11 protein-coding genes, 4 tRNA genes and 2 pseudogenes are annotated in these 10233 nt (G+C 65.4%); 10 read left to right on the top strand and 7 right to left on the bottom strand.

Annotated features, from left to right (window positions below; translation table 11 throughout):
• The first annotated feature begins 216 nt into the window (after positions 1-216).
• Positions 217-549 (top strand): hypothetical protein, encoded by a 333-nt coding sequence (locus A5781_RS15685; RefSeq protein ID WP_067207827.1) that lies wholly within the window; start codon positions 217-219, stop codon positions 547-549.
• Between the two features lie 506 nt (positions 550-1055).
• Positions 1056-1229, top strand: a complete 174-nt coding sequence (locus A5781_RS25635) for a hypothetical protein (RefSeq protein WP_156624693.1) — start codon at positions 1056-1058, stop codon at positions 1227-1229.
• A 130-nt stretch (positions 1230-1359) separates the two neighbouring features.
• Here A5781_RS25635 and A5781_RS15680 read toward each other — a convergent pair whose 3' ends face one another.
• From A5781_RS15680 to A5781_RS15665, 4 genes are all read right to left on the bottom strand, one after another.
• Positions 1360-1695, bottom strand: a complete 336-nt coding sequence (locus A5781_RS15680; protein ID WP_197503857.1) for a hypothetical protein — start codon at positions 1693-1695, stop codon at positions 1360-1362.
• 244 nt (positions 1696-1939) lie between these two features.
• Positions 1940-2014, bottom strand: a tRNA-Val gene (locus A5781_RS15675).
• 13 nt (positions 2015-2027) lie between these two features.
• Positions 2028-2101, bottom strand: a tRNA-Cys gene (locus A5781_RS15670).
• A 27-nt stretch (positions 2102-2128) separates the two neighbouring features.
• A tRNA-Gly gene (locus A5781_RS15665) sits at positions 2129-2201 on the bottom strand.
• A gap of 182 nt (positions 2202-2383) precedes the next feature.
• On the opposite strand from A5781_RS15665, the gene A5781_RS15660 reads away from it, so the two are divergent.
• Positions 2384-2455 (top strand) — tRNA-Val (locus A5781_RS15660).
• Positions 2456-2493: 38 nt separating this feature from the next.
• On the opposite strand, the gene A5781_RS15655 is transcribed toward A5781_RS15660, so the two are convergent.
• Positions 2494-3462 carry an NAD(P)H nitroreductase gene (locus tag A5781_RS15655; protein WP_067207820.1) on the bottom strand — a complete coding sequence of 323 codons (969 nt, stop codon included), beginning with the start codon at positions 3460-3462 and terminating at the stop codon, positions 2494-2496.
• Positions 3463-3666: 204 nt separating this feature from the next.
• Complete coding sequence (locus tag A5781_RS15650) at positions 3667-3951, bottom strand: hypothetical protein (protein WP_197503856.1); 285 nt, start codon at positions 3949-3951, stop codon at positions 3667-3669.
• Positions 3952-4230: 279 nt separating this feature from the next.
• Between A5781_RS15650 and A5781_RS15645 the strand changes: the two genes are divergently transcribed.
• Positions 4231-4524, top strand: a complete 294-nt coding sequence (locus A5781_RS15645; RefSeq protein ID WP_067207814.1) for a hypothetical protein — start codon at positions 4231-4233, stop codon at positions 4522-4524.
• A 56-nt stretch (positions 4525-4580) separates the two neighbouring features.
• The gene (locus A5781_RS15640; protein ID WP_067207811.1) at positions 4581-5420 is read left to right on the top strand and encodes an enoyl-CoA hydratase/isomerase family protein; all 840 of its coding nucleotides are present in this window, start codon (positions 4581-4583) and stop codon (positions 5418-5420) included.
• Here the strand turns inward: A5781_RS15640 and A5781_RS15635 are convergent.
• On the bottom strand, positions 5415-6191 hold the full coding sequence (locus tag A5781_RS15635; protein ID WP_067207808.1) for an MBL fold metallo-hydrolase: 777 nt from the start codon (positions 6189-6191) through the stop codon (positions 5415-5417). The two genes, A5781_RS15640 and A5781_RS15635, sit on opposite strands and share 6 nt — an antisense overlap.
• A 162-nt stretch (positions 6192-6353) precedes the next feature.
• Here A5781_RS15635 and A5781_RS15630 point away from each other — a divergent pair, with 162 nt between their 5' ends.
• From A5781_RS15630 to A5781_RS15620, 5 genes and pseudogenes are all read left to right on the top strand, one after another.
• Positions 6354-7541: a lipid-transfer protein gene (locus tag A5781_RS15630; RefSeq protein ID WP_082939368.1), complete on the top strand. Its 1188-nt coding sequence runs from the start codon at positions 6354-6356 to the stop codon at positions 7539-7541.
• Positions 7538-7603 (top strand): annotated as a pseudogene (locus tag A5781_RS26270) (hypothetical protein); the annotation flags it as partial. The gene A5781_RS15630 and the pseudogene A5781_RS26270, both read left to right, overlap by 4 nt.
• A gap of 100 nt (positions 7604-7703) precedes the next feature.
• Positions 7704-7796: pseudogene (locus A5781_RS26265) on the top strand (3-oxoacyl-ACP reductase); the annotation flags it as partial.
• Positions 7797-7804: 8 nt separating this feature from the next.
• Positions 7805-8953, top strand: coding sequence for an acyl-CoA dehydrogenase family protein (locus A5781_RS15625; RefSeq protein ID WP_255360828.1), 1149 nt, complete (start codon positions 7805-7807; stop codon positions 8951-8953).
• Positions 8954-8983: 30 nt separating this feature from the next.
• The coding region (locus A5781_RS15620) for an AMP-binding protein (protein WP_067207805.1) at positions 8984-10233 on the top strand (1250 nt) is incomplete at its 3' end.

Here is a 10233-nt window from a genome sequence, read left to right as displayed (position 1 = left end):
TCAGTGTGTAGAGGGCCCGGGCGTAGCCGGAGTTCGTCTTCACGCGCACATTCTCCCTGTCGTGGCCTGTCCTGGGATCAGCATGCCAGTCATCATCCCGTGTCAGCCGCACGTAAAGGCAGAAGCGCACCGCCCCCGAGAATGTGGTTCAAGAACGGGACCGCGGGGGTGTGCGCCAGTCGCGAACGCCGCTCGACACGATGAGACCATGGGCGGATGACCACCCAAACCTGCATGGGTTGTGGCCTCAAAACCCGCTATTCGTATGGGCGCACCTGCATGGGTTGCGGCCTGGAAACCCGTTACTCGTACGCTCGACGTTCGGATCGTCTCCCGCGGGCCGCAGAGGCGTCCGCGGCGCTGACGAGAATCATCAGCCTAAGCGGTCGGCATCCCACGGCCGCGCTAGCGGTGACGGTGCCGAGCGTGATCATCGGCTTAGCCGCGGTCGCCACGTACCCGTTCGTGTTCGTGCCGTTGCTGGTTCTGCTCAGCGTGGCTTTGGTGGCTTCAGCCCGCTACGAGGAAGCCCGCAACCCCTCGAAGTAGGTGGTTTGTCGCAGGTGGCACCCAATTTCAGCAGACAGCCATCCGGCGATACCAGTGAGTCGCCACGTGACACCAGTGTCTCGAATCCCAAGATCCAAGAAACCCTGACAACTTCCCGGCTCAAGAGCCAGCGCAATGAACCAACCCAAATGCCCTCATCGCAAGCGCCCCATGGGGTTTCGCGGCGGCGACAGTCCCGTCGACGTTCTCTGCCCAGACTGCTGAAAGTTGATACGCGACAAGGTGCTTGAACGCTTACCGGAGCGCGAGAACCCGGCCAGGAAGGGAGCCCGCAATGACGAGAACCGACTTGGTGCATGAGGTCAGCGCTCGGGAGGACAGCGCCACGTAACACTCGTCGTTGCGTCGGCGTACCACCAACAGGGCAGAGCGGGCAGACACCGACGAGCTGGTGTCGAAAGTTGGTCGTTCGCCCTCCCCACACCGGCACGTGGTCGACCGGGGCTGACGGCGAACAAATCCTTCGCTGACATCGTGTCTTTGGTATGAAGTTCGCAATGATCGCCGCGCTGGTGTTCGCACCGCTGGCGCCGTCGCCGGGTGACCAGTGCCCGCTGGGCGCACCACCCGCAACAGACGGGCAGGGCAAGCAGATGGTGTGCGTGCATCATCACGAGTTGAACCACACAAACATCTGGGAATACCCACCTGACAACTAAAGAGGTTGTCCTTCTTGGATGATTCACAGCCCATAGGAGAATCTGATAGGTCTCTCCGCTGGCTCGTTGCCGCCGGCAACAGAAAACACGGCTACTGCTGCCCGAAATGCTGGGCTAATTGTTGACGGCTTCAGTGTGTTTGCGAGGCTTGCACTTTCCGGGTCAGAACCGGAGCGTGATTGGGCGGTGCGACCGGCCGGTGGGGATTCGTGCGCGCCGGCGCATCACTGACGACGATTTTCCCGCCGGTGCAGGTAACGAGCTTGCCGCCGACAATCACACCCTGGCCCTCGTCGATCGGGATGTCGTAGCCATCAGGGTCGGTGTAGTGGCATCCGCCGCTCGCGCCAGTGGGCCCGTTGGGCTCGGCGTAGGCGGTGGCAGGGGCCAACGCGACGATGGCCAGCGCGCTAAACAGTGTGGCGGCGTAGTGGATGCGAGTCGGTTTGCGGATGGCGTTCTTCATGGTGATCTCCTTTAGGTCGTCGCGGCCCGTCCGTCGGGCTGCGTTCATCGACCTGGAGCAACCAGGAACACCGAAAGGGACACTTTCCCTTGTGCGGGGTGGGCATGCCATAACTGGTCGGCAGGGGGCGCCTGCTCACTATTGACGCCGCCCTCAAGCAACCGTCACTGACCGCGAACCGCATCGCCAAGCCGCCGAGCGACCAGGACATAGCCCTTAAATAGGTCCTGAGCTGCAAAAACGCTGGTGCGCGATACTGGGATTGAACCAGTGACCTCTTCCGTGTCAGGGAAGCGCTCTCCCGCTGAGCTAATCGCGCCGGGGTCAAAAGCTGGAGGTGGAGACGGGAATCGAACCCGTGTGCACGGCTTTGCAGGCCGTTGCCTCACCACTCGGCCACTCCACCGCTGGATTGATGCCACTTGCACCTTCGAGCGGATGACGGGATTCGAACCCGCGACCCTCACCTTGGCAAGGTGATGCGCTACCAACTGCGCTACATCCGCGCGCCTCGGACGACATCGTCGCCCGGTGCGAAGCACGACGATAGTCGACGTGAGCGGGCACATACAAATTTCTTGGTACGGACCGCGTCTAGGCTATCGCGGCGTACCGATGACGCGCAGGCGGCCGGTACTGTCGAGACCAGGCTCGTGCTAATCTTCGACGTCGTTCGCCTCTCGGCGCCGGTCCCGTGGCTCAGTGGGAGAGCGTCCGCTTCACACGCGGAAGGTCGCTGGTTCGATCCCAGCCGGGACCACAAGTAAAGATGCAGGTTGGCGCACCGGCCATGCCGCCTCAACCCCGCAGCCGCAAAACTTCGCTGAGCGGTCGACGTGGCGTGGGCTTGGGTGGTTCGGCCGCCGCGGGCGCCACACCCACACGGACCAGAACCTGCGGCCGCCTGCCCTCTTCCAGCAGGTCCGCAATCATCTCCCGCGTGACTTTGAGCTCGGTGACGTGAGTGACCGGGCACGTGGCCAGGTTCGCCATCGTGCATTCCAGCAACACCGCGGAGAGCGCTTCGCCGGACAACAACGCGCCAAGCCGAGTGTCGTCGTCGGTGGACAGCATCAGAATCGTCGACTCGTCTGCAGGGATGTCGGTGCGCCGTTCAAGGTTATGCGTCGTCGGGAACGTCCGCCCCACGTCGACGCGCTCCCTTTCGGCCGGCGACACCAGCGCACTGTACGGAATGCCCTCAGCGGCCTCGAAAGGCGCTGTCCACCAACGAATTTCCTCCTGATAAGCGGTGTCATAGAGGCGCACCGATTCGGCCACCCACGACGCCCGTGCCAGCCTGTCGCGCACGTCGTCAGCCATGACATCCAGATGCACGGCATCGTTGTCGATGGCACCCCGCAGCGACGGCTCGAACGCCTCCCAGTTCATCGGCGCGATGAACGGCAATCGGTCGGTCCGGCGGGCCCAGATCGCGGAGGCGCGACGCCGTTCTTCGTCGGTGACGTTCTCCGCGGGGGTGAAGTCGATGGACGCCAGATGGTTCGGATCCTTTGAGTCGGGGAACCGCGAGATCCGGGCTCGCCACCCCGCAGCGGCGAATGCAACTCGAAGGTGATCGAGCGCGGCGCCACAGCTGATCAGCGCCTCCCGGCCGGACCGGTCGGAAACCATCGCCCGGCTCGGATCGAGAAAAAGATCCAGCTGACCGCCGCCGGCCACCCACTGCCAGGGTTGGCTGTTATGCAGTGACGGCGCGCGGCATGCTGACCGCACCGCGTCCTCAATGAGTTCGGTGTCCGCCATGGCGGCTGGCAATGTCGACCTCAATTCTTTTCCTTGGCACCGAGCATTCCACTTCTCGAGCCCATTGTCGGCCGAGTTTCCATCTGACGATTGCGAACTACCCAGATGACGGCGGGGACGCCACCGTGGAGACGCAGTGGCACCTCGTCTGGACGGTTGGCCACACGCTCATGAGAGGAGCCCAGCGACTATTTCGCTAGGGCTTTACGGGTGCTCCTGGATAACGCACTCCACAATCCGATTGGCCAAGCGCGGGTCGAATCCCATATGCGATACCTTCTGTGCTTCAGCAGCGGGGGATACACCAGAATTGAGGTCCTGCTCAATCACCCCAATGAGCTGCTGGTTTTGGGAGTCGCGTTCCCACAACGGGACTTCCGTAATGCTTCCCACGCAATTTCCGTAACCGCTCAAGTCGGCGCGAGCCGGTGCGGCCACCAGCGTGGCGATGGCTATGCCGACCGCCGCAGCAACGGGGAAGAAACGCACGGCCAACTGAGTACCCAGCGCAACGCAAAATAATCAGCAAACGTTTGCATTCGGCCGGCTGGGTGACCGGAAACTCGCACTGATGGCGCTAGCAGCGGGCCGTTCACGGCTTCGCTCCCGCGGGGTGACGTCGCCGCCCGCATCGTCTCACCATTAAGGCCTCTTACTACTGGCTTTGCAGGCTTCGGGTACTGCGACCGGCCTCTCGCTCGAAGGCCTGTTGCCCAGGGCTATGAACGATGCTGGGATTCAAGAGAACCCCGCAAAGGACGGTGAACGATGGTCGGTAATTCCGAAGGGATCGGCACGCTGAAACTCGAGTGTCCGCAAGGTCATCCCGTGGGCAGGATCCTCAAGGACGCCCCGCACCAGGCCGTTCAGTACGATCCCGGCGCCATGGTGGGGGCGCGCCGGTTCTGGCCGGACGAGGACGACCAGCCGCAATTCAAATCGAGCTGCCGATTCTGCGAGAAGCCGGTCGGGGACGCCACGGCCACGCTGCAGGTGAAACTGGCCGAAGTGATCGCCGATGCCGCCGTGACCACCGGGACGGCCACGCTGGCGTACCTCTAGGAAGCCGCCGCGGCTACTGTAAGAGCGACAGTAGCGACCGACGTAAGAGGAGTCCCGTGGCCCAGGTTCCCCCGACCTCGCACGACGCCCCCCGCCCGCCCGAGGGGGATTGGCTCGGCACGCCATACCTCACGTTCGAGCGTCAGGGGTCGATCGCGGTGTGCACCATCAACCGCCCCGAAGCGCGTAACGCCCTGACGCCCGCCATGTACTTCGGAATCCGTTACGCCGTCGGGCGTCTCAACGAGGACCCCGAATTGGCCGGGCTGCTGATCACCGGGACCGGGGACGTGTTTGCGCCCGGTGGTGACATGGGCGGCGGGGGAGACACCGACAACTGGATCACCTTCGGCGGCGCGCTGGGCATGGACGTCACCCCGTTCGACACCGTGCGCACGTCGGCCAAGCCGATCGTCTCGGCGGTCAACGGCCTGTGCCAGGGCGGCGGGTTCCAGATCGCGCTGTGCAGCGACCTGTCGGTGGTCAGCGACCGGGCCACCTTCCGCGTGCCCGAGCTGTTCCGCGGGTACGCCGACACCTACTACAGCCAGATGCTCACCCGGGTCATCGGGCCGGTGCGCACCCGCGACCTGATGTTCACCGGACGGGTGCTGACCGCCGTCGAGGCCCTGGACTGGGGCCTGGTCACCCGCGTCGTGCCGCACGAGAGCCTGCTCGACGCGGCCAAAGACCTGCTCGCGCAGTGCTGCCGCACCGCGCCGCGCGCCCGCGGTGTCATCAAGTCGAGCATCGACAGCTACCTGGGCCTCTATGACCGCATCGGCATGACCAGCAGCCTGAGCGACGCCGAGGCGCGGGAAGGCTTCCGCGCCTTCAAGGAGCGCCGCTCGCCCGACTGGGTGCACCCGGACCTGCGCGCCGAGGGGCGGCTATAAGTCGATCCACTCCCCGTGGGGAGCGACCCGCAACCGGTCGCTGATCCCGGCCTGGTCGAACGCCGCGGCGAACTCGTCGACGCCCTCGCTGAAGTGCGCCCAGCCGTCCACGTGGGCCGGTATCACCGCCCGGGCCCCCAGGATCTCGGCGGCGGCCGCCGCGCGCGCCGCGGTCAGCGTCAGCGGCCGCCCGCGCTCCTTGGTCGGCACGCTGGCCGCCCCGGCGAACAGCACCGCGACGTCGATGGCGCCCACCCGGTCGGCCACGTCCTTGACTGCCGCCATCGAGGCGTTGTCGCCGCTGAGGTACACGGTGGGCAGCCCGCGCCCGGACAGCACGAACCCGGTCACCTCGCAGTTGACGTGCCCGCTTTCGTCACGCTGCCCGTCCGTCGGGCCGTGCACCGCCGGAACGGCTTGCACCGCAAGCGATCCGGAGAGCGCATGCGTCTGCCAGGGCGCCACCCCCACCGCCGGCGGCCCCAACCGCCCGGCGCCGCCCGGATGGGTGAGCACCAGCGGCGCGGCCAGGGCCATCCGTCGGCCGTCGTCGTCGAGGTTGTCGGGATGCTGGTCGTGGCTGATCAAGACCGCGTCCACCGGGCCGAGCGCCTCGGCGCTCACGGCGGGCCCGGTGAGCTTGGTCAGGTACGCGTGCACCCCGGGCGGGTCGAACGTCGGGTCCATCACGACCCGGTGGCCCGCGATGTCGACGACCGTGGTCGGTCCGCCCAGCACACTGATCGCGCAGGCGCGCCGTCGTGCGTCCACCGTCGACCTCCCCGTGTCGCGCACCGCAGCGTGTAGCCGTCAGCCGCCAAGAATTCTAGGGGTTGGCATGTCCACCCACCCCGTCGCTCAATTCCATCTTGCTTCTGCCCGCATCTCCTGCTAGACATAAGTGAATATTCCCTAGTCTAATGTGGAGGAATCGTGGCCCATCGTGTGCTGGTTGCCGGTGTCGGGATGATTCCCTTCACCACCCCGAGTCGCACCGGGACATACCAGTTAATGGCCGAAAATGCGGTGCGAGCAGCGCTGGTGGACGCGGCTGTTGAATACGCGTCGATTCAACAGGCCTACGTCGGTTATGTGTATGGAGACTCGACGTCAGGGCAGTCGGCCCTGTACGGATTGGGGCAGACCGGCATCCCGGTCGTCAACGTCAACAACAACTGTTCGACCGGGTCGACTGCGCTGTGGCTGGCGCGCCAGGCCATCGAGAACGGTGCGGCCGATTGCGTCCTGGCGTTGGGGTTCGAGCAGATGCAGCGCGGCGCGCTGGGATCGATGTGGACCGACCGGCCCAGCCCTTTCACCCGCTTCGACGACGTCACCCGAGCGGCGCAGGGGTGGGACGACGCCGCGCCGATGGCCGCCCAGTACTTCGGTGGCGCGGGCCGCCAGTACGCCGACAAGTATGGCACCGACCCCGCGACGTTCGCCCGGATCTCGGTCAAGGCGCGCCGGCACGCGAAGAACAATCCCTACGCGGTGTTTCGGGACGAGGTCACCGTCGAGGAGGTGCTGGCATCGCCGCACATCTACGGGCCACTGACCAGGCTGCAGTGCTGCCCACCGACCTGCGGCGCCGCCGCGGCGGTCCTGGTCAGCTCGGAGTTCGCCCGCAAGCACGGGTTGTCGCCGCAGGTCGCGATCAAGGCTCAGGCAATGACGACGGACTTTCCCTCCACCTTCGAAGGCGCCGACATGATCAAGGTCGTGGGCTACGACATGGCCAAGGCCGCCGCCGATCAGGTCTACGAATCCTCAGGTGTGGCACCGGAAGACATCCGGGTCGTGGAACTGCACGACTGTTTCACCGCCAACGAGTTGCTCACGTACGAAGGTCTGGGACTGACTCCGGAGGGCACCGCGGAGAAATTCATCCTCGACGGTGACAACACCTACGGGGGACGCGTGGTGACCAACCCGTCGGGCGGACTGCTCTCGAAGGGACATCCCCTCGGGGCGACGGGTCTTGCCCAGTGCGCCGAATTGGTCTGGCAGCTGCGCGGCCAGGCGGGAGCACGGCAGGTCGACGATGTCAGCGTGGCGCTGCAACACAACATCGGGCTGGGCGGAGCGGCCGTGGTCACCCTCTACGAGAAGACGGCGTGACCGTGGCGATCGGCGAGACCGATCCGGCCTACACCGACGTCGAAGCGGCCAAAGCGGCCGGCCACCCGGATATTTCGGCGCCCCCACCTTTCTATTCTCGGTCGAACTGGAGAACCCGGACCCGTTCGCGTTCCTCGCATCGCTGGGCGTCGACCCCCGGCCGAAGCCGCGGCCGCGGTCTACCTGCTGTGCTCGCCCGAATCGGACTACGTCAGCGCGCAGACCTTGGTCTGCGGCGGTGGCGTCAACATCTAGGAGAAAATGTGAGCGCGGTACACCGTTCGCCGTGGGTCGATGATGAGGTCGCCGACCTCAAACACATGGCGGTCAAGTTTTTTGAGACCGAGGCCGTTCCGAACCGGGAACGCTGGGAGCGGCAAAAGTGCGTCGACCGTGACTTCTGGTTGGCCGCGGGTCGATTGGGGTTGTTGTGCGCATCGATTCCGGAAGAGTACGGCGGGGGTGGCGGAACGCTGGCACACGATTTCGCCATTCTCGAGGCGCAGGCCGAATGCGGCGACAGCGGATTCGGCAACCAGGTGCACAGCGGCCTGGTGGCCCACTACCTGCTCGCCTACGGCACAGACGAACAAAAACGCCGGTGGCTGCCCAAGATGGCGACCGGCGAATATATCGGCGCGATCGCGATGTCGGAGCCCGGGGGCGGCTCGGACCTCAAAGCCTTACGCACGACCGCGATCCGAGATGGCGACCACTACCGACTGAACGGATCCAAAACGTTCATCTCCAACGGCGCCAGCGCGGACCTGATCGTGCTCGTGGTCAAGACCGACCCATCGGCCGGCGCCAAGGGCGTCTCCCTGCTGGTCCTGGAAACCGCCGGCGCACAGGGCTTCCGAGTCGGACGCGTGCTGGACAAGCTGGGCATGAAAGCTCAGGACACGGCGGAGCTGTTCTTCGACGACGTCCACGTCCCCGCCGGCAACCTCCTGGGCGAGGAAGGCGCCGGCTACGGCTATGCGATGAAGCAGCTCGCCCACGAGCGCTTGATCATCGCCATCATCGGCGTGTCGACGTTGGAAACCGCGGTTGCCGAAACCATTGCCTACACCAAGCAGCGTCACGCTTTCGGGGCGCCGCTGTTTTCCATGCAGCACACCAGGTTCGAACTCGCCGACTGCGCGACCATCGCAAGAGTGGCGCGGACCTTCGTCGACGACTGCATTGTCAAGCACCTGCGCGGCGAACTGGACGCCGCGACGGCGTCGATGGCCAAGGCGTGGGTTACCGACATGCAATGCGCGGTCATCGACCGGTGCTTGCAGCTGTTCGGCGGATACGGCTACATGCTGGAATACCCGATCACCCGGATGTACGCGGACTCGCGCGTCCAGAAGATCTATGCCGGCGCCAACGAGGTCATGAAAGAACTGGTCGCGCGTTCGCTGTGATCGCGCTCACAGCACAGCACGGAGAAGAAAATGTATGTGACACAGTCGCTTCACCGCATGCTCCAGCAGTGTCCGGACATGCCGCTGACGGTGTTCGCCGATCGCCAACGTACGGTGCGCCAATCGGCCGATCGCATCGCGCGGCTGGCGGGCGCTCTGCGGGCGCAGGGCGTGCGCCGCGGCGAGCGGGTGGCCTTCTTGGGCCTGAACTCCGACCGCTATCACGAATACCTGTATGCGGTGCCATGGGCTGACGCGGCCGTGAACCCGGTCAACATCCGCTGGAGCCCGGCCGAAATCGCCTACTCGCTGCGGGATTCGGGAACCACGGTGCTGCTCGTCGACGACGCGTTCGCCGCCGCCGTCCCGCAGGTGAGCGCCGCGGGCGCCGAGCTGTCGACGCTCGTCTACTGCGGCGAGGGCACCTGCCCGCCGGGGATGCTCGACTACGAATCGCTCATCGACGGCGCGGAGCCGATCCCCGACCCGCGACGCGGTGGGGACGAGCTCTACGGCATCTTCTACACCGGCGGTACCACCGGGCATCCGAAGGGAGTGATGCTCAGCCATAACAACGTGATGACCTCCGCGCTGGGCTGCCTGGCCACCGGCCGGTTCCTCACCGATCACGGCCGAATCCTGTACGCCGCGCCACTGTTTCATCTCGCGGCGATCGGTATGTGGATCGCCGGCAACGTCGCAGGATCAACCCACGTGATGGTGCCGTCGTTCACCCCCGGCGGCGTGGCCGAAGCGATCAGCAACCATCACGTCACCGACGTGTTGCTGGTACCGACGATGATCCAGATGCTGATCGACCACCCGGACCCCGCCGGGTTCGACCTCACCTCGCTGCGCCACCTCATCTACGGGGCCTCACCGATCTCCGAAGCACTGGTTGACCGCGCCCAAAAGGCTTTTCCGAACACCGGTTTGGCGCAGGCGTACGGGATGACCGAGCTGGCCCCGGCGGCCACCTTCCTCGCCCCGGCCGACCATGACAACCCGAGACTGCAGCGATCTGCCGGCCGGGCCCTCCCACATGTCGAAGTGCGGGTCGTGGACGCGAACCACGACGAGGTGCCGGCGGGCGAGATCGGGGAAGTGATCGTGCGCGGCGACAACGTCATGCTCGGCTACTGGAACCGGCCCGCCGAGACGGCCGCTACGGTGCGCGACGGCTGGATGCACACCGGTGACATGGCGCGCATGGACGAGCACGGCTACTTGTTCATCGTCGACCGTCTCAAAGACATGATCATCACCGGCGGCGAGAACGT

Source organism: Mycobacterium sp. 852002-30065_SCH5024008, from assembly GCF_001665645.1.
Classification (GTDB): domain Bacteria; phylum Actinomycetota; class Actinomycetes; order Mycobacteriales; family Mycobacteriaceae; genus Mycobacterium; species Mycobacterium paraffinicum.
Note: the sequence above shows the minus strand (reverse complement) of the source record. Positions and strands in the feature narration are given on the sequence as shown.